Origin of the sequence: Micromonospora sp. WMMA1949, from assembly GCF_027460145.1 — a bacterium.
Classification (GTDB): domain Bacteria; phylum Actinomycetota; class Actinomycetes; order Mycobacteriales; family Micromonosporaceae; genus Micromonospora.
In genome coordinates, this window is the sequence record NZ_JAPZBG010000001.1 from 3,017,558 (window position 1) to 3,035,592 (window position 18,035).

Sequence of the window (18,035 nt, forward strand, 5' to 3'; positions counted from 1 at the left end):
GGGGCGACATGACTGTGCACGCGCTGGAGGCGGCCCGCCGGTTGGCGCCGCGACTGGCCGCTCGCGCGGCCGAGCACGACCGCGACGGTTCGTTCCCGGTGGATGACTTCGCGGACCTGCGGGCGGCCGGGCTGTTCGGCCTGATGGTGCCCCCCGAGCTGGGCGGTACGGGTGCGAGTTTCGCCGAGTACGCCGCGGTCGCCACCGAACTGGCCCGGGGCAACGGCGCCACCGCGCTGGTGTTCAACATGCACGCCTCGGTCACCGGCGCCCTGGGCGCGGTCACCGAGGAACTGGCCGAGGCGCTCGGCGTACCGGAGGAGGCGCTGGCGGCGCGGGACCGGCTGCTGCGCGCGGCCGCCGACGGCGCCTGGTACGCGGTCGCGATGAGCGAACGCGGCGCCGGCGCCCGGTTGTCCCAGCTCAGCACCGTCTACGAGCCGGTCGAGGGCGGCTGGCACATCAAGGGCAGCAAGACGTTCTGCTCCGGCGCCGGCCACCCCGACGGTTACCTGGTGGCCGCCCGCAGCGCCGCCGACCAGTCGGTGGTGTCGCAGTTCCTGGTCCCGGCCGGGGACGGGATCACCGTCGAGCCCACCTGGGACTCGCTCGGCATGCGAGCCACGTCCTCGCACGACGTGCACCTGGACGTGACGGTGCCGGCCGACCGGCTGCTCGGCGGCGTCGAAGGGCTGGCCCTGGTGGTCGCCCAGCTCATGCCGCACTGGCTTGTGGCGAGCTACGCGGCGGTCTACGTCGGCGTGGCCCGGGCCGCCATCGACGCCGCAGCCGAGCACCTGAACGCCCGCAACCTCGCCGGCCTGCCCGCGGTACGGGCCCGCCTGGGCCGGGCCGACGCGGCCACCGCCGCCGCCGAACTGGTGGTCGCCGAGGCGGCCCGCCGGGTCGACGAGGCGCCCGGCGACGCCGAGACGAACCGCTGGGTGTGGCGGGCCAAGCTGCTCGCCGGCACCACCGCCGCCGAGGTGGCGGCCTCCATGTTGGAGGCGGCGGGCACGTCGGCGACCCGGCGGGGGCATCCGCTGGAGCGGCTCTACCGGGACGCCCGCTGCGGCTCGCTGCATCCGGCCACGTCCGACGTGTGCGCCGACTGGCTCGGCATCGCCGCACTCGGCGGCGACCCGGACCGGGACAGCGCGCTCCCTCGTTGGTGAGCGCGAGGAGTGAGCCGGTTTTGCGAGCCCCACAGTCGCGAACGAAGAGCGGCACTGTGAGCGCGAGGAGTGAGCCGGTTTTGCGAGCCCCGCAGTCGCTAACGGAAGGCGGCACGGTGAGCGCGAGGTGCGAGTGAAGGGCGAGGGGTGGGGGACGTGGGCACACCGGTGATCGCGGGTCTGGGTACGGCGCAACCGCCGGCCGCGATGCAGGACGAACTGTGGACGGGCTTCTTCGCGGGGCACTTCCAGGGGAACACCAGGGCGCTCGCCGAGCGGATCTTCGCCAACTCGGGCGTGACCCGGCGGCAGGCGGCGGTCAATCCGCTGCTGGAGGACGTCTCGGAGTGGCCGACCGAGCGCCGGATGCGCCGCTACCAGGTCGAGGCGCTGCCGCTGGGCAAGGAGGCGGTCAGCCGGGCACTCACCGCCGCCGGCCTGGACGCCGCCGACATCGGCCTGTTCATCGTCTGCTCGTGCACCGGGTACGCGACCCCGGGGCTGGACATCATGCTGGCCCGGGACCTGGGCATGTCCCCGAGCACCCAGCGCATGTTCGTGGGGCACATGGGCTGCTACGCGGCCCTGCCCGGGCTGGGTGCGGCGAGCGACTTCGTCACCGCCCGCGGGCGGCCCGCGCTGCTGCTCTGCGCGGAACTGACAAGCCTGCACATCCAGCCGCCGGGTGCCCGGGTGGACACCCAGCAGATCGTCTCCCACGCGCTGTTCTCGGACGCCGCGGTCGCCGCCGTGGTCGTCCCCGGCGGCCGGGGGTACGCGCTGCGCGAGGTCACCTCGGTCACCGACACCTCCACCGCCGACCACATGACCTGGGACGTCACCGACACCGGTTTCCGGATGGGACTGTCGCCGAAGGTGCCGCAGGTGCTCTCCCGGCACGTGCAGACCCTGGTCGACGAGCTGCTGGCGCGGCACGGGTGCGCGCGTTCCGACGTGGACGGCTGGGCGGTGCACCCGGGCGGGCCGCGCATCCTCAACGTGGTGGAGCGTGAGCTGGCCCTGCCGCCGGACGGGCTCGCCGCGTCCCGGGGGACGCTCGCCGACCACGGCAACTGCTCGTCGCCCACGGTGCTGCTGATCCTGGACCGGTTGTGGCGTACGGAGCCGTCGCCGCCGCGCTGGGTGGTGATGCTCGCGTTCGGGCCGGGCCTGACGCTCTACGCGACGTTGCTGGAACGGGTGGGCTGACGGCTCGCCCCGCCCGTGCCGCGCGGATACGCTGCCGTCATGGCCTCCGACGAGCGGGACGGGCGGGTACCGCTGACCGTCCTGACCGTTCTGGCGTTGACGGCCGGCGCGGCCTGGTGGCGGTGGGCGGCACCGGAGCCGGGTGCGGTCACCGCAGTGTCGGCGCCGCCGCCCGCGAGCGCCGAACCGATCGCCCGCACCTGGCGGGTCGACCCGTCGACCGGGGACGCCTGGCTGTCCCGCCCGGGGGGCGACCCCACGCTCCGGGCGCGCCGCGCACCGGCCACCGACCCGGACCGGTCGGTGATGGTGCGGGTGGAGCCGGACGGCACCTCGCGTGTGCTCCAGGTGTCGCACGTGGTGTGGCGGGAGACGTCGGACCTGACGCCGGACGGGCCGGCCGTCATCCGGCAGGTGAACCCCTCGCGGGGTGACGAATACCGGCTGTCAGTGAGCTGCTCCGGGGACGGGTCGATCGCCGTGCAGCTGTCCGGCGCCGGGACCGGCGACGCGCGGCGGCTGCTCCGGTGCGGCGGGCGACTGGAGCTGCCCTTGCTGGGCGGCACCGGCGCGCCGGTGCTGGTGCGGTTCAGCGGTGTACGCGGCCGGGCCGAGCTGAACGCCCGGCTCGAAGCGCTCTACTGACCACCGCTGTGGGCGCCCCGCTCGCGTCCTCGGCCCGGCGGCTCAGCCGCCCAGCCGGGCCAGGTCGGCGCCGTAGTTCGACAGCGGGCCCAGCTCCGGCACCACCCGGACCAGCGAGCCCTGCCGGTCCACGAGCACTGCGGCGGCGGTGCCGGGGTGGGCGGACAGGTGCAGGTAGGAGCGCAGCCCGCCGGCTGGGTCGCCGAGCGGGCGTACCCCGGGGACGCTCGCGGGCCCGGCGCTGCGGCCCTCGGTCACGGTGACCACCGTGACGCCGGGCGGCGCGGCGCGCGCGGCGATGCCGACCTGCTCGGCGCAGGCGCAGGCGTCCACCAGGATGATCATGGCGGGCAGCAGGCTGCGCAGGGGTACCGGTGTGTCGTCGGCGCCGACCAGGTCCAGCGCGGGCAGCGGGCCGACCGGTTGCGGTGCGGCGGTGGAGCGGGGCAGCACAGTCGGCGCGCCGGAGCGGGTGGTGCGCGGCCAGGTGACTGCGGCCAGCCCGGCGAGCGTGACCAGTACCGACACGAGCAGGATCAGCACCGGCAGCCCGAGGCGGGCCGGAACGCCAGGCCGGCCGGAGCCCTGCCGCGTGCGGCGCAGCTCCCGGCGGACCTGCCGGGCCTCGTCGGCGAGCGCCGAGGCGTCGTCCGGGACGACCACCCGGCCCCACTCCGGGGGCAGGCCGGGCAGCCCGTCCGGCGGCCCCTGGCCGTCAGCGTCAGGCACGCCCATCGGACCCCCAGGAACGTCTCGGTGAGCGGACGTCACGTCCCTCACCAGCGTCCCGCACCGGCCGCCGTAACGCCACACCTGGGCGCGGACGGTCTTGCGGAGCTACCATGGAAGGAGCGCATCGCCCTAGATCTGGACGCTCCCGTCACCCCTTACCGGGTTGTCACGTGTTCCTCACGGAGCGTGTCGAAAGCATCGGTTTGACCGCCTGTCAAGCTGAAGAAATACCTCTCACAGGGCCCCTGAGCTGCGCCAACGATCAGGACAGCGGTGAGACATCGGTGCCTGAGCGTGTTACCCTAGACACAGCGAAAGGGGTTTCGAACCTATGGTTTTCAGTGTCGGCGAGACCGTTGTTTACCCCCACCACGGGGCCGCACTCATCGAGGCAATCGAGACTCGGGTCATCAAGGGCGAGCCCAGGGAATACCTCGTCCTGAGGGTCGCACAGGGTGACCTGACGGTCCGGGTGCCCGCCGAGAACGCCGAGATCGTGGGTGTGCGCGAAGTGGTTGGCGAAGAGGGCCTGGGCAAGGTCTTCGACGTGCTCCGTGCACCGCACACCGAGGAGCCGACCAACTGGTCGCGGCGTTACAAGGCGAATCTGGAGAAGCTGGCCTCCGGTAACCCGCTGAAGGTGGCCGAGGTCGTCCGCGACCTGTGGCGCCGGGAGCGGGAGCGGGGCCTGTCGGCGGGCGAGAAGCGGATGCTCGCCAAGGCCCGTGACATCCTCGTCGGCGAGGTCGCGCTGGCGGAGAAGAGCACGAAGGACGAGGCCGAGACGCTGCTCGACAAGGTGCTGACCGAGGCCTGATCCACGCCTCTGCCTCTACCCACCCCGCAGCGAACGAATCCGAGGACCGCGACGTGACCGCGCAGCTCAATCCGCGCGGTGACGTCGCGGTCCTCGTTCCTGCGGCAGGTGCCGGAGTACGCCTCGGACCCGGCGCCCCCAAGGCACTCCGGTTGCTCGCCGGCGAGCCGCTGCTGGTGCACGCGGTCCGCCGGCTCGCCGCCGCGCCCTCGGTGCACACGATCGTGGTGGCCGCACCGGCGACCGAGGTCGAGGCGGTACGCGCGATGCTCGCCCCCGTCGCCCCGGTGACGGTGGTTCCCGGTGGCGCCGAACGCCAGGAGTCGGTGGCAGCGGCCCTCGCTGCCGTTCCCGCCGGTCCGGAGATCGTCCTGGTGCACGACGCGGCCCGTGCGCTCACCCCGCCCCACCTGGTCGAGTCGGTGGCGGCGGCGGTCCGCGACGGGCACGACGCGGTGATCCCGGTGCTGCCGGTGGTCGACACGATCAAGGAGGTCGACGCGGCCGAGCGTGTGCTCGGCACCGTCGACAGGTCGGCGCTGCGGGCGGTCCAGACGCCGCAGGGCTTCCGCCGCTCGGTGCTGCTCACGGCCCACCGGTCGGCGGGCGACGCGCTCACCGACGACGCCGGGCTGATCGAGAAGCAGGGCGGCGCGGTCATGTGCGTGCCCGGCTCCGAGCTGGCCCTGAAGATCACCCGCCCGTTCGACATGGCCCTCGCCGAACACCTCCTGACCACAGGCGCCTGACGGCCGTCGTCCACCCGGCTCCCGGGATCCGCGGCGCGTACCCTCTGGTCATGATCGTTCCTCGGGTGGCTGTCGGCACCGACGTGCACGCGTTCGCGGCCGGGCGGCCCTGCTGGGTCGCGGGCCTGCACTGGCCGGACCAGGACGGCCTGGCCGGTCACTCGGACGCCGACGTGGCGGCGCACGCCGCCTGCAACGCCCTGCTCTCCGCCGCCGGTCTCGGTGACCTGGGCGCGAACTTCGGCGTGGACCAGCCGGAGTGGGCCGGCGCGCCCGGGGTGGCGCTGCTGACCGAGAGCGCGCGCCGGGTACGGGCGGCGGGCTTCCGGATCGGCAACGTGTCCGTGCAGGTCGTCGGCAACCGCCCGAAGATCGGGCCGCGCCGGGAGGAGGCGCAGCGGGTGCTCTCCGAGGCGGTGGGCGCGCCGGTGACCGTCTCCGCGGCCACCACCGACGGCCTGGGCTTCACCGGGCGCGGAGAGGGGCTGGCCGGGATCGCGGTTGCCCTGGTCTACGAGGCTCCGGCCGACTGACGCGGTGACCGGGGACGCCGGCCACCGCGTCACCCGATCAGTCGACGTCGGTGCAGACGTTGTGAGTCGTGCCGTGGAGCATCGTGATGGTCTTGTCGTAGGTGGGGGAGAACTCCACCCGGAACTGACCGTCGACGATCCACAGCCCCTTCGGCAGCGTGCCGGCGTTCTCCCGGAAGCCGAGCAGCACCGGCCCGGTCACGTACCAGGTCATCGAGCCGTCGGGGCGGTAGACGACGAGCGAGGTGCCGCTCGCGTCCGCCGTCGAGGTGGCACCGGTCTCCAGGTTCGTCACCCGGTTGATCAGAGCGCCGGTGAACAACTCCCGCTTCGGCGCGCCGTCCGGATAGGTCTCGATCGTCAGTTTCCGCACCTCGTCCACGATCGGCTCGACCCGTACCGCGAACTCGCACCGCGCGCCCGCCGGCATCTCGAACGGCTCCTGGGGTGCGGGTTCCCAGGCCCCGGGGGCGGGATGCCGCTCCGGGGCAGCGGACGCCGAGCCTGGTAGGGCCGCGACCACCGCCACCACGACGCTCGCCACCGCGATACTCATCCTGAACCGCATGTTCCACTCCATCCCTCGCTGGTCCGGGCGGCGAGCATCGCCGGGCCCGCTCACCACCGGCTCACCGCGCCGCGCGGCAGGCGTCGGGCGAACGGACCCGGCCGGCCGGGTTCCTCACCACGCGATCACCGTCGGGCGACAACCCCGGGCCGGTACCGGGTCGTCCTGTTCGGTATGGAGTTCCGCCTGCTCGGGCCGTTCGAGGCCCGCCACGACGGCCGGCCGGTCGAGGTCGGCAGCCGCCGCCAGGAGCGTTGCCTGCTCGGGGTGCTGCTGCTCGACGTGGGCCGGGTGGTGCCGACCGACCGCCTCATCGACCTGCTCTGGAACGGCCGGCCGCCGGCCACGGCGCGCAGTGCGGTGCAGACGTACATCGGGCGGCTGCGGGGCTCGCTCCATCCGTACGGGGTGCTGATCAGCACCCGGGGCGAGGGCTACGCGGTGGAGGAGGACGGGCACCGGGTCGACGTCGACGAGTTCGCCGAGTTGGTCCGGGCGGCCGGGCGGACCACCGACCCCGCCGAGCGGGTGCGGTCGCTCGACCGGGCGCTCGCCCTCTGGCGCGGGCCGTTGCTCGCCGACGCGGCGGACGACGAGCTGCGGGACCGGCTGCACGGCACGGTCGAGGAACTTCGCCTCGTCGCCGTGGAACTACGGGCCGAGGCCCAGCTCGCGCTGGGCCGGCACACGCGGGCGATCGCGGACCTGATGCCGCTGGCCGCCCAGCACCCGACGCGGGAGCATCTCGTGGCGGTCCTGATGACCGCCCTCTACCGGGGCGCCCGGCGGGCCGACGCGCTGCGCCTCTACCGCGCCACCCGGGACCTGCTCGCGGCCGACTTCGGCGTCGAGCCGGGACCCCGCCTCCGGGAGGTGCAGCGCCGGGTGCTCGCGGGCGACGACCGGCTGGACCGGGCCGCCCGGCCGATGCACGAGATCCGGGTCGGCGACGAGAGCCTGCCGTGGAGCGTGGGCGGCCATCCGGCCCTGGACTTCTGCAACACCCTCGCCGGGTGGGGGCACGAGCCTCCGATGCCCGGCGCCGAGTGGCTGCGCGGCTACCGCACCCTTGCCGTCTGGGCCGGCCATGTCGGGCTGGTGGACGAGGTCTCGACGAACCGCCTGCTGCACCTCGCGCGCCGTGACCCGGGAGCGGCGGAGGAGGTGCTCGACGAGGCCCGTACGCTCCGCGCGGCGCTCTACGCCAGCCTGGTCGACCCGGACGACGGCCCGGCCTTCGAGACGGTCGCGCGGGCCGCCGAGGCCGCCGCCCGTACGCTCGTCTTCCGGCGTGAGGCCGACGGACGCGGCCGCTGGTGGCCGGACCTTGCCGCCGGGCTGCGGCTGCCGGTGCACGCCGCCGCGTTCAGCGGCGCACAACTGCTCGCCGATCCGGCCCGGTTCACGGTGCGGGTCTGCCCGGACCGGCGGTGCGGGTGGCTGTTCCTGGACGAGAGCGGACTGCGCCGGTGGTGCAGTCTGGGGACGTGCGGCGGCCGGGCGGGCGCGTCCTGCCGGAGTGCCTGACGCCGGGCACCCTCGGCGCGCGGTGGGGCCGGGCGGATACGCTCGCCGGGATGCCGAGTGACGCCGCTCCCGACCAGTCCGCCGCCGACGGCTACCTGCAACGTGCCCACCTGCTTGCCGAGCTGGGGCGCTACGACGAGGGGATCGGCGAACTCACCGCGCTGATCGCGACCGAGCCGGCGCACGTGCCCGCGTTGACCATGCTGGCCCGGATGCACCTGGCCGCCGACCGGCCGGCCGAGGCGCTCGCCGTCGCCGAAACCGCAGTCGAGAAGGCAACCGCCGGGCCCGAGGCGGTGCCGCTGCTCGTGGCGCGCGGGTTCGCGCTGCTCGACCTCGAACGCTGGAAGCCCGCCGCGGCGACCGCCGACGAGATCCTGGCCCGTGCGCCGAGTGACGCGTACGCGCAGCGCAGCGCCGCCGCCATCCTCTCCGCGTCGCGCAACGGGCAGGCGGCGCTGGACGCGGCGTGGCGGGGTGTCGAGCTGTCGCCGGACGAGCCGGAGGCGCACCTGGTGCTCGGCCTGGTCGCGGTGCGGCTGCAACTGTTCGACCTGGCCGAGCGGGCCTACCGGGAGGCGCTGCGGCTGGACCCGGAGCTGGGTGAGGCGGGGCAGGACGTGGGCGTGGCCCGGCTGGAACGCCGCCGGTACGCCGAGACGCTGGATTACCTGACCGCGATGGCGGACCTGCCCGTGGCGCGGCCCGACCCGGCACGGACCGTGGACGACGGCATCCGGCGGCTCCTGCTGTCGGTGGCCGGTTTGTCCCTGGTCGCGAGCGTGCTGGTCGGCGCCCTGGCCCCGGCCTCGCCGGGCGCGTCCCGGCTGTTCGCGGTGCTGGCGGTGGGCGGGGTGGCGGTGCTGCTGCGGCGCCCGGCGACGTGGCGGCCCGGCCTGCGGGAGGCGATGGCGCGCGGCCTGGTCGTGCCGGTCTACGCGGCTGCCGCCGCGGTGGTGCTGCTGCTCGCGTACGCGCTGGTCGGGGGCCCGTGGCCGCTGGTCGGGGCGATCACCGCGTCGGTGGTGGCCGGATTCACCGCTTTCGCTCGCCGGTGAGAGGGTAGGAGGACCGGAAACACCGGCTGAAGGAAGCGGGACTCAGTGCTCACCGTCAACGCCTACGCGGCGACGTCCGCGACCGAACCGCTCGCTCCGACCACCATCGAGCGGCGGGATCTCGGACCGGACGACGTTCTCATCGACATCAAGTTCTCCGGCATCTGCCACTCCGACATCCACACCGCGCGCAGCGAGTGGGGCCCGACCCGCTACCCGATCGTGGTGGGTCACGAGATCGCGGGCGTGGTGCGGGAGGTCGGCTCCGCGGTCACGAAGTTCGCCGTCGGCGACCGGGTCGGCGTCGGCTGCCTGGTCGACTCCTGCCGGGAGTGCGACAGCTGCCGCAAGGGGCTGGAGCAGTACTGCCTCAAGGGAAGCACCGGCACGTACGGCGGGGTGGGCCGGGACGGCGAGCCGACCCAGGGCGGCTACTCGCAGGCCATCGTGGTCACCGAGGACTTCGTGCTGCGCATCCCGGACGGCATCGAGCTGGACGCCGCCGCGCCGCTGCTCTGCGCCGGCATCACCACGTACTCGCCGCTGCGGCACTGGAACGCCGGGCCCGGCCGCCGGGTGGCGGTGATCGGCATGGGCGGTCTCGGCCACATGGCCGTGAAGCTGGCCCACGCGATGGGCGCCGAGGTGACGGTGCTGTCGCAGTCGCTGAAGAAGCGGGAGGACGGGCTGCGGCTCGGCGCCGACCACTACCACGCGACCTCGGACGAGGAGACGTTCCGTGAGCTGGCCGGCTCGTTCGACCTGATCATCAACACGGTGAGCGCGACCCTCGACATGGACGCGTACCTGCGGCTGCTGGCGGTGGACGGCACGCTCGTCAACGTGGGCGCCCCGGAGAAGCCGCTGTCGGTGCACGCGTTCTCGCTGATCCCGGGCCGGCGGTCGTTCGCCGGGTCGAGCATCGGCGGCATCGCGGAGACCCAGGAGATGCTCGACTTCTGCGCCGAGCACGGGCTGGGCGCCGAGATCGAGGTGATCGGCGCCGACAAGATCAACGAGGCGTACGAGCGGGTGCTCGCCTCCGACGTGCGCTACCGCTTCGTCATCGACGCGTCCACGTTCTGACGACCACGTGCGAAGGGGCCGCGTCCGTGCCGGGCGCGGCCCCTTCTCGCGTACGTCAGGACTTGCGCGCCCAGGTCCAGGCGTAGCCGTCGTCCTCGCAGGCGGCGGCCGCGTCGCAGAGGTCCAGCGGGCGGAACGTGTCCACCATGACCGCCAGCTCGTCGAAGAACTCCGCCCCGATCGACCGCTCGGCCGCGCCCGGCTGCGGGCCGTGGGTGAACCCGGACGGGTGCAGCGAGATCGAGCCCTGCTCGATGCCGGAGCCGCGCCGGGCCTCGTAGTTGCCGCCGGTGTAGAACAGCATCTCGTCCGAGTCGACGTTGTGGTGGTTGTACGGCACCGGGATGGCGGCCGGGTGGTAGTCCACCTTGCGCGGCACGAACGAGCAGATCACGAAGTTCGGGCCCTGGAATGTCTGGTGCACGGGCGGCGGCTGGTGGATCCGCCCGGTGATCGGCTCGAAGTCGTGGATGGAGAACGCCCACGGGTACATGTGCCCGTCCCAGCCGACCACGTCGAACGGGTGGTTGGCGTAGACGTACCTCGTCCAACCGCGGCGGTGTCTGACCAGCACCTCGACCTCCTCGCCGTCGACGAGCAGCGGGGTGTCCGGTCCGCGGACGTCGCGCTCGCAGTAGGGCGCGTGCTCGAGGAACTGCCCGCGTACGGAGAGGTAGCGCTTGGGTGGCCCGATGTGGCCGGACGCCTCGACGGCGAGCAGCCGGGTCGGTTCGTCACCGGTGGGCACCAGGCGGTGGATGGTCGAGGTGGGGATGACGACGTAGTCGCCGGCGACCGCGTCGAGCACGCCGAACGGCGACTCGACCCGCATCGACCCGGCCTCCAGGTAGAGGCAGTGGTCGCCGGTGGCGTCGCGGAACAGCGGCGACGGCCGGTCGGCGAGCACGTACGCGATCCGCACGTCGTCGTTGGCGAGCAGGTACTGCCGGCCGAGCACCGGGTCCGCGCCGGTGCCGTCGAGCTTGTGCGTGCGCAGGTGGCGCGGCTTGAGCGGCAGGTTCGGCAGGCGGGTGACGGTGGGCGGGGCGTACTCCTGCGCGGCGAGGATCGCGGTCGGCGCGTGCCGGTGGTAGAGCAGCGACGAGTCGGAGGAGAAGCCCTCCTGGCCGACCAGTTCCTCGGCGTAGAGCGTGCCGTCGGGCTGGCGGAACTGGGTGTGGCGCTTGCGCGGCACGTCGCCGACGCTGCGGTAGTACGGCATCTCGCCTCCCGATATGTCCCGTTCTCCGGCCGGTGGCGTCCGATAATCGGACGCGGTTGTCCGTTCCTCGTAGCGTCCCGTACATTCTTGTCTCGTGTCAACGCAGGTGCCCCGCCTCCTCTCCGGCCTGGTGGACGACGCCGCGGTCTTCCCGCCCGGCAACGCCCCGCTGCCCGACGCGGTGACCGCGCACCGCACCCACCGCACCGCCTGGTACGCCGACATGGTCGGGCCGCTGCTGCTGCCCGCCTCGGAGATTCAGCGCGGGTCGCTGAGCGGCCTGGTGGACGCGACCGAGGGCCTGGTCATCGGCCTGATCGGCGACACCGGCCTGGACCAGCTCCCGCAGGCGCTGGAAGCGCTCGCGCCCGACGGGGTGACCGCCCGGCAGATCGAGGCGCCGGTGGCCAAGCGCGGCGAGGACCCGCAACCCGGGCTGGCCGAGCTGATGACACTCGCCGGCCGGCTGGACGGCACCGGCGTGTACGCGGAGATCCCGCTGACCTTCGGGCTGATGGGCGCGCTCGACGCGCTCGCCGAGGCACGCGCCGGCGGGCTGCCGGTGGCGGCCAAGTTCCGTACCGGCGGGCTCGCCGCCGAGCTGTTCCCCACCCCGGTCGAGCTGGCCGCGGTGATCTGCGCCTGCCGCGACCGGAAGCTGCCGTTCAAGCTCACCGCCGGCCTGCACCACGCGATCCGGCACCGCGACCCGGAGACCGGCTTCACCCACCACGGTTTCGTCAACGTGCTGGGCGCGACGCTCGCCGCCGTCGGGGGCGCCGAGGTGGACGGCGTGGCCGAGCTGCTCGCCGCCACCGACCCGGTACGCGTGGTCGAGCCGGCCCGGGCGCACCGCGACGCCGAGCGCCCGCTCTGGGTGGGGTACGGCTCGTGCAGCATCTCCGAACCACTGACCGATCTGATCCGGCTGGGGCTGGTGAACGGAGGCTACGAGGCATGACCTGGGTACCAGGAGCGGCGGGGTCGCCGTACGGGGTGACGAACCTGCCGTACGGCGTGTTCCGGCACGGCGAGGGTGAGCCGCGCATCGGCGTCCGCATCGGCGACGTCGCGCTGGACCTGGCCGGCGCGGAGGCGGCCGGTCTGGTGCTGGCCGGCGGCGCGCTGGGTGAGCCGACGCTCAACGCCTTCATGGCGCTCGGCCGCCCGCAGTGGACGGCGGTCCGGCAGCGGGTCGTCGAGCTGCTCACCGACCCGGAGCACCGGCCGGCGGTCGAGCCGCTGCTGGTGCCGCTGCGTGAGGTCGAGATGGCGCTGCCGTTCGAGGTGGCCGACTACGTCGACTTCTACTCCTCGGAGCACCACGCCTCGAACGTCGGGCAGATCTTCCGGCCCGGGCAGCCGCCGCTGCTGCCGAACTGGAAGCACGTGCCGATCGGCTACCACGGCCGGGCCGGCACCGTGGTCGTCTCCGGCACCCCTGTGGTACGCCCGACGGGCCAGCGGGCCAGCGCGCAGGGCCCCACCACGGGCGCCTCGGTCCGGCTGGACATCGAGGCCGAGGTGGGCTTCGTGGTGGGTGTGCCGAGCCGGCTCGGCGACCGGGTGGCGGTGGCCGACTTCGCCGACCACGTGTTCGGCGTGGTGCTCGTCAACGACTGGTCGGCCCGGGACATCCAGGCGTGGGAGTACCAGCCGCTCGGACCGTTCCTCGGCAAGTCGTTCGCCACCTCGGTCTCGGCCTGGGTGACGCCGCTGGAGGCGCTTGCCGACGCGTTCGTACCGGCGCCCGACCAGGACCCGCCGGTGCAGGACTACCTGCGCGCCACCCCGCACCTCGGGCTGGACCTGACGCTGTCGGTGCAGTGGAACGGTGAGCGGGTCGCCGAGCCGCCGTTCGCCGGCATGTACTGGACCCCCGCCCAGCAGCTCGCGCACCTCACCGTCAACGGCGCGTCGCTGCGTACCGGCGACCTCTACGCCTCCGGCACCGTCTCCGGTCCGGAGCGCGGCCAGGTCGGGTCGTTCCTGGAGCTGACCTGGGGCGGGTCCGAGCCGGTCAAGTTCGCCGACGGCAGCGAGCGGACGTTCCTGGAGGACGGCGACACGGTGACGATCACCGCCACCGCGCCCGGCCCGGACGGCACCACTGTTGCGTTGGGCGAGGTCACCGGGACGATCCTGCCGGCCCGCTGACATCCGGCCTTCCGATGGCCCCGGTCGCACCCGTAGTGCGACCGGGGCCGTTTCCTTCGGCGTTGATCGCTCCGGATCACGTACGCCCCGGGCGGCGCCTCCAGGTCGAGTCGGAGTGCTGTCGGCACCGGGTCGGGGGGCGTACCGGGGCAAGCCGAACAGGAAGGACCGAGCATGACCGAGTTGACCGGTGCCGTCTGGCGTACCAGTAGCCGCTCGAACGATCAGGGCCTCTGCGTCGAGGTGGCGACGAACGTGGTCGCCGCGCACGGCGTGGTGGGCGTACGCGACTCGAAGGACCCGGACGGCCCCGCGCTCACGGTGAGCCCGCCGGGCTGGGCGGCGTTCGTCACCGCGCTGCGGGCCGGCACGATCGGCGGCTGACCGCTCGTGCGCCACACCGGTGCCCCGGCCGGGGCACCGGTAGTGGAAATGTCACCGGGAGGCTCCCCGTTTCCCGTCACGGCCCGTACCGTGTACGACACGGGAGGTGCCATGTCGACGGTGACCGTTTCCGCATTCATCGAAGCGCAGGACGCCGACCTGTGGCGGCTCCTCACCGACCTCCCGGCCCGCGCCGACTGGCTCTCGGCGGTGGACGCGGTCGAGGTCCCCGGCCTCGGTGGGTTCGGGCCGGGCAGCGTGTGGCGGGAGATCCGCGTCCGGCCGGACGGCGGCACCGAACCCGAGGAGTTCGAGGTGATCGAGGCGGTCGCGCCCGGCCGCCTGGTGCTCGGGTCGCGCGGCGCGGGCGCCGACTACCGGATCACCTGGACGCTGCGCACCGTCGAGCGACGGCGGCGCGGCTGCACCGAGGTCACCGTCGAGCACGAGGCGGTGCCGACCCGGGCGTACGGGCGGGTGCTGGCCCTGATCCTCGGCGGCCTGGCCGCCCGCGCGGTCGAGGGCGCGCTCCGGCGTGACCTGGCCGACCTGGCGCTGGCCGCCGGCACCGCCCGGTCCACCGAGGCCGCCTGAGCCGACCCGGCCGCTCCCCGTACCCGGTCCGCACGCGGCCGGTAGGGTGCCGGGGCGGAGGTGACGGATGGCGAAGGCCGCGAGGCGGCGGGCCGTGGTGGCGCTGGTGGCGGTACTCGCCGTCGCGGCGTCGGTCGCCGTGGTCGTCCGGGTGCTGGCGCCCGCCGAGGTCGACACCCCGGCCCGGAAGCCGTACCCGGCGGCGCCCGCGCCGACCGCCGGGGTGCTCGCGCGGCTGCCGGTGGCGCCGCTCGTCGTGGACGGCCGGCTCCGCGTCTACGCGGGCGCCCGCCAGGTGTACGCGGACCAGCCGGCCACCGGTCGGCACCGGGTCACCCCGTTCTGGTCCTTCCGCCGCTGGCCGGCGACGCTGGTCGGAGTGCTCGCCGAGGGGACCACTGTGGTCAGCCGCTGGTCCGACGGCAGGCTGGTGGCGCTGGACGCGCGTACCGGGCGGGTCGCCTGGCGGGCCGACGGCCCGGAGCCTCGGTCGGTGCCGGAGCCGAGGCGGACCTACGCCGGCACGGTCTGGGACCCGGCCGGGCTGCACGTGGCGCGTTCCGCCGGCCGGTCCGTGCTGGTCTCGGCGGGTCCCGGCGGGCTCGGCGGGTACGACCTCGCCGACGGTCGCCGGCTCTGGCGCGCCGACGTGACGCCTGACTGCCGGACCGACGTGGGTACGACAGCCAGCGGCGAACTGGTCGGGGTGGACCGCTGCGACGGTCCGCCCGCGGTCGAGCTGCGGGACGCGGCGACCGGTACGGTGCGGACCCGCTGGCGGCCGCCGGACGCGCCGGAGCAGCTCGTGGTCACGCCGGTCGGCTGCCCGTACGGGCACTCCGGCTGTCGCGGGCTGCGTACCGCCGGGCCGGACGGCGCGGGCAGCCGGGGCTGGCTGGTGACCGACCCGGGCGAGCCGGCCGCCGCGCCGGGCCTGGACCACCCGGACACCGTGCTGGACGGCGAGCGGGCGGTGGACACGTCCGGCCCGGTGGTGGTCGGGCGCTCGGCGCGTACCGGCGAGGAGCTGTGGCGCCGGGCGGACATCCATCCGGCCCGGGTGCTCGCGACCGAGCCGGGGCGGGTGCATCTGCTGACCGACCGGCGGGAACTGGTCACCGTGGACCCGCTGACCGGCACCACCCGGTCCAGTTTCGTGCTCGACCTGGGACGGGACGGGATCGGCTGGAAGCCGGGCCGGGCGTACGCGGTGGACGGCTACGTCGCGGTGGAGCGGCTGCGGGAGACCGCCGCGCCGGAGGACGACGACCAGGGCTACTTCCTGATGGCCGAGCCGGTGCTGCTCGCGGTGACCTGATCCGGACGTCCGGCGCCGGTCCGTAGGGGGGGTTGACGGACCGGCGCCGGGCGCGCCCGGTCAGGCCAGCGCGGCCTCGGCGGCGGCCAGGAACGCGTCGTTCTCGGCCGGGGTGCCGATGGTGACCCGTACCCCGTCGCCCGGGAACGGCCGGACGATCACGCCACGCGCCTCGCACGCCCGGCCGAACTCCACCGCCCGCTCGCCCAGCGGCAGCCAGACGAAGTTGGCCTGGCTGTCCGGCACGTCCGGCACGAACTTGCGCAGCGCCTCGGTGACCCGGTCCCGCTCGGCCACGACCAGCGCGCAGCGCCGCTCCACCTCGTCGGCCTGCGCCAGCGCGGCCAGCGCACCGGCCTGGGCGGCCATGCTGGTGGAGAACGGGGTGACCACCTTGCGCACCGCGGCGGCCACCTCCGGCGCCGCGACCAGCCAGCCGATTCGCAGGCCGGCCAGGCCCCACGCCTTGGACAGCGTGCGCAGCACCGCCACGTTCGGCCGGTCCAGGTAGGTCAGGCCGTCCGGCACCTCGGGGTCGGTGACGAACTCCCGGTACGCCTCGTCGATCACCACGAGCACGTCGTCCGGCATCGCGTCGAGGAAACGGTCCAGCTCGGCCCGGCGCACCGCCGTACCGGTCGGGTTGTTCGGGTTGCAGACCAGGACCATCCGGGTCCGATCGGTCACCGCCGCGGCCATCGCGTCCAGGTCGTGGCCGTGGCCGGCGTCGTTCGGCACCCGCACGCTGGTCGCGCCGCTGGTCGCCGCGATGATCGGGTACGCCTCGAAGGAGCGCCACGAGTAGAGCAGCTCGTCACCGGGCAGGCAGGTGGCGCGCACCAGGTGCTCGGCCAGCGCCACCGAACCGCAGCCGGTGGCGATCCGGTCGGCGTCCACGCCGTACCGCTCGGCGAGCGCCTGACGCAGCGCCACCACGCCCATGTCCGGGTAGCGGTGCGAACCGGCCACCGCCTCGGCGACCGCCTCGACCACGCCCGGCAGCGGGCCGTACGGCACCTCGTTGCTGGCCAGCTTGATCGCCTCCGCCAGGCCCAGCTCGCGGGCCAGGTCGGCCGGGCTGCGGCCGGGCACGTAGTTCGGCAGCGCGTCCAGGTCGGCGCGGGTGAGCCGCAGCGCGGGCTGCTGGCGTCCGGTCTCGGTCATGGGGTGTCTCCCGGGGTGTCGGCGCTCTCGGGCGGGGCGGTACGGGGGTCACGCTTGCGGGGAAGCTGGACCACCACCGTCTGCGCCCGCTTGTCGTGCAGGGCCTGGCGCAGGGGGTGGTCGAACAGGGGCGATACCGCGTCGATGAGCTGGAGCACCAGGCCCAGCCCGCAGCAGTACCAGAGCAGCGTCGGCAGGCCGAGCGTGCTCCAGCGCCGGGTGGCCCGGCCGAAGCCGAGCGGCTGGTCCGCCTCGACCGGCAGCGCGCGAATGCCCATCAGCCGCTTGCCGAAGGTCTGACCGCGCGCCGCCATCGACGGCACCTCGTACGCGTACCAGAGCGCGGTGGCGATCACCAGGATGGCGATCTGGAGGCCGCCGGCCTGCTCGTCGATCTGGGGCAGCCCGTCCGTGGACGTGTCACCGTTGAGCGCCCGGCGCACCGATTCGCGCAGGTACGGGGAGACCGCCTCGACGTAGCGCCAGACGAACCAGCCGTTGACCACGGCGTTGAGCAGGAACACCACGCCGAAGTCGATCAGGCGCGCGACCAGCCGGGCGCCGTACGACGCCAGCGGCAGCCCGTGCGGACGCGGGACCGGCTGCGCACCTGGCCAGTGCGGGTACGGCCAGCCCGGCGGCGGTCCCTGCGTGCCCGGCTGACCCGGCTGGCCCGGCCACGGGTTCGCCGGACCCGGCTGCCCCGGCCACGGTCCTGCCTGACCCGGCTGACCCGGCTGGCCCGGCCACGGGCTCGGTCCGCCCGGCGTGCCGGACGTCGGCGTCGCGTCGGGACGGCCGCCGGTACGCGCGGCCTGGTGGTCGGCGGCGGGCGCCGCGGTGGCCGGCGCGGGCTCGGGTTCGGCGGGCGGCGGGCCGTCGGGCGGGGTGACGTCGACCGGGATCGGCGCGCCGATCCACCCCTCGCCGTCCCACCAGCGGCGGGTCTCCGGATCGGCGGGGTCGACGTACCAGCCAGGTTCCAAACTCACGATGCCGTCCTTGTTCCCGACTGCGGGGCTCGCAGACCCGGCTCACTCCTCGCGCTCACAATGCCCCCTCAGTTCGCGACTGCGGGGCTCGCAGACCCGGCTCAC

General features: G+C 74.3%; 19 protein-coding genes. 14 read left to right on the forward strand and 5 right to left on the reverse strand.

The window, feature by feature from the left end:
* Nucleotides 1-8: 8 nt before the first annotated feature.
* The 3 genes from O7607_RS14250 (at nt 9) to O7607_RS14260 (ending at nt 3,029) form a co-directional block, all read left to right on the forward strand.
* The gene (locus O7607_RS14250; RefSeq protein WP_269703674.1) at nt 9-1,175 is read left to right on the forward strand and encodes an acyl-CoA dehydrogenase family protein; all 1,167 of its coding nucleotides are present in this window, start codon (nt 9-11) and stop codon (nt 1,173-1,175) included.
* 147 nt (nt 1,176-1,322) lie between these two features.
* Nucleotides 1,323-2,384: a type III polyketide synthase gene (locus O7607_RS14255; protein WP_269703675.1), complete on the forward strand. Its 1,062-nt coding sequence runs from the start codon at nt 1,323-1,325 to the stop codon at nt 2,382-2,384.
* A 39-nt stretch (nt 2,385-2,423) separates the two neighbouring features.
* Nucleotides 2,424-3,029, forward strand: coding sequence for a hypothetical protein (locus tag O7607_RS14260; RefSeq protein ID WP_269703676.1), 606 nt, complete (start codon nt 2,424-2,426; stop codon nt 3,027-3,029).
* A gap of 42 nt (nt 3,030-3,071) precedes the next feature.
* On the opposite strand, the gene O7607_RS14265 is transcribed toward O7607_RS14260, so the two are convergent.
* The gene (locus tag O7607_RS14265; protein ID WP_269703677.1) at nt 3,072-3,764 is read right to left on the reverse strand and encodes a hypothetical protein; all 693 of its coding nucleotides are present in this window, start codon (nt 3,762-3,764) and stop codon (nt 3,072-3,074) included.
* Nucleotides 3,765-4,092: 328 nt separating this feature from the next.
* Between O7607_RS14265 and O7607_RS14270 the strand changes: the two genes are divergently transcribed.
* From O7607_RS14270 to ispF, 3 genes are read left to right on the forward strand one after another with little or no spacing between them, the layout of a single operon-like run.
* Entirely contained in the window at nt 4,093-4,578 is a 486-nt protein-coding gene (locus tag O7607_RS14270) for a CarD family transcriptional regulator (protein WP_013288937.1), read from the forward strand.
* Between the two features lie 53 nt (nt 4,579-4,631).
* Nucleotides 4,632-5,327 (forward strand): 2-C-methyl-D-erythritol 4-phosphate cytidylyltransferase, encoded by a 696-nt coding sequence (gene ispD / locus O7607_RS14275; protein ID WP_269703679.1) that lies wholly within the window; start codon nt 4,632-4,634, stop codon nt 5,325-5,327.
* Between the two features lie 50 nt (nt 5,328-5,377).
* On the forward strand, nt 5,378-5,860 hold the full coding sequence (gene ispF, locus O7607_RS14280) for a 2-C-methyl-D-erythritol 2,4-cyclodiphosphate synthase (protein WP_269703681.1): 483 nt from the start codon (nt 5,378-5,380) through the stop codon (nt 5,858-5,860).
* A gap of 37 nt (nt 5,861-5,897) precedes the next feature.
* On the opposite strand, the gene O7607_RS14285 is transcribed toward ispF, so the two are convergent.
* Nucleotides 5,898-6,428 (reverse strand): hypothetical protein, encoded by a 531-nt coding sequence (locus O7607_RS14285; protein WP_269703683.1) that lies wholly within the window; start codon nt 6,426-6,428, stop codon nt 5,898-5,900.
* Nucleotides 6,429-6,602: 174 nt separating this feature from the next.
* Between O7607_RS14285 and O7607_RS14290 the strand changes: the two genes are divergently transcribed.
* The 3 genes from O7607_RS14290 to O7607_RS14300 are packed head-to-tail and all read left to right on the forward strand — an operon-like array spanning nt 6,603 to nt 10,099.
* Nucleotides 6,603-7,955, forward strand: coding sequence for a BTAD domain-containing putative transcriptional regulator (locus tag O7607_RS14290; protein ID WP_269703685.1), 1,353 nt, complete (start codon nt 6,603-6,605; stop codon nt 7,953-7,955).
* 50 nt (nt 7,956-8,005) lie between these two features.
* Nucleotides 8,006-9,013 (forward strand): tetratricopeptide repeat protein, encoded by a 1,008-nt coding sequence (locus O7607_RS14295; RefSeq protein WP_269703686.1) that lies wholly within the window; start codon nt 8,006-8,008, stop codon nt 9,011-9,013.
* Between the two features lie 45 nt (nt 9,014-9,058).
* Entirely contained in the window at nt 9,059-10,099 is a 1,041-nt protein-coding gene (locus tag O7607_RS14300; RefSeq protein WP_269703687.1) for an NAD(P)-dependent alcohol dehydrogenase, read from the forward strand.
* 55 nt (nt 10,100-10,154) lie between these two features.
* On the opposite strand, the gene O7607_RS14305 is transcribed toward O7607_RS14300, so the two are convergent.
* Nucleotides 10,155-11,321, reverse strand: coding sequence for a homogentisate 1,2-dioxygenase (locus tag O7607_RS14305; RefSeq protein ID WP_269703688.1), 1,167 nt, complete (start codon nt 11,319-11,321; stop codon nt 10,155-10,157).
* Between the two features lie 94 nt (nt 11,322-11,415).
* On the opposite strand from O7607_RS14305, the gene O7607_RS14310 reads away from it, so the two are divergent.
* The 5 genes from O7607_RS14310 (at nt 11,416) to O7607_RS14330 (ending at nt 15,774) form a co-directional block, all read left to right on the forward strand.
* Nucleotides 11,416-12,282, forward strand: coding sequence for a hypothetical protein (locus O7607_RS14310; RefSeq protein WP_269703690.1), 867 nt, complete (start codon nt 11,416-11,418; stop codon nt 12,280-12,282).
* The gene (fahA, locus tag O7607_RS14315) at nt 12,279-13,478 is read left to right on the forward strand and encodes a fumarylacetoacetase (RefSeq protein WP_269703691.1); all 1,200 of its coding nucleotides are present in this window, start codon (nt 12,279-12,281) and stop codon (nt 13,476-13,478) included. Before O7607_RS14310 ends, fahA begins: the two co-directional genes overlap by 4 nt.
* A gap of 174 nt (nt 13,479-13,652) precedes the next feature.
* The gene (locus O7607_RS14320; RefSeq protein WP_269703692.1) at nt 13,653-13,862 is read left to right on the forward strand and encodes a DUF397 domain-containing protein; all 210 of its coding nucleotides are present in this window, start codon (nt 13,653-13,655) and stop codon (nt 13,860-13,862) included.
* Nucleotides 13,863-13,973: 111 nt separating this feature from the next.
* Nucleotides 13,974-14,456: an SRPBCC family protein gene (locus O7607_RS14325; RefSeq protein WP_269703694.1), complete on the forward strand. Its 483-nt coding sequence runs from the start codon at nt 13,974-13,976 to the stop codon at nt 14,454-14,456.
* Nucleotides 14,457-14,523: 67 nt separating this feature from the next.
* Nucleotides 14,524-15,774, forward strand: coding sequence for an outer membrane protein assembly factor BamB family protein (locus O7607_RS14330; RefSeq protein ID WP_269703696.1), 1,251 nt, complete (start codon nt 14,524-14,526; stop codon nt 15,772-15,774).
* Nucleotides 15,775-15,834: 60 nt separating this feature from the next.
* Here the strand turns inward: O7607_RS14330 and hisC are convergent, their stop codons facing one another.
* Nucleotides 15,835-16,938 (reverse strand): histidinol-phosphate transaminase, encoded by a 1,104-nt coding sequence (gene hisC / locus O7607_RS14335; protein WP_269703698.1) that lies wholly within the window; start codon nt 16,936-16,938, stop codon nt 15,835-15,837.
* A complete protein-coding gene (locus tag O7607_RS14340) occupies nt 16,935-17,930 on the reverse strand; it encodes an RDD family protein (protein WP_269703700.1) in 996 nt (331 codons plus the stop codon). Before O7607_RS14340 ends, hisC begins: the two co-directional genes overlap by 4 nt.
* Nucleotides 17,931-18,035 lie beyond the last annotated feature (105 nt).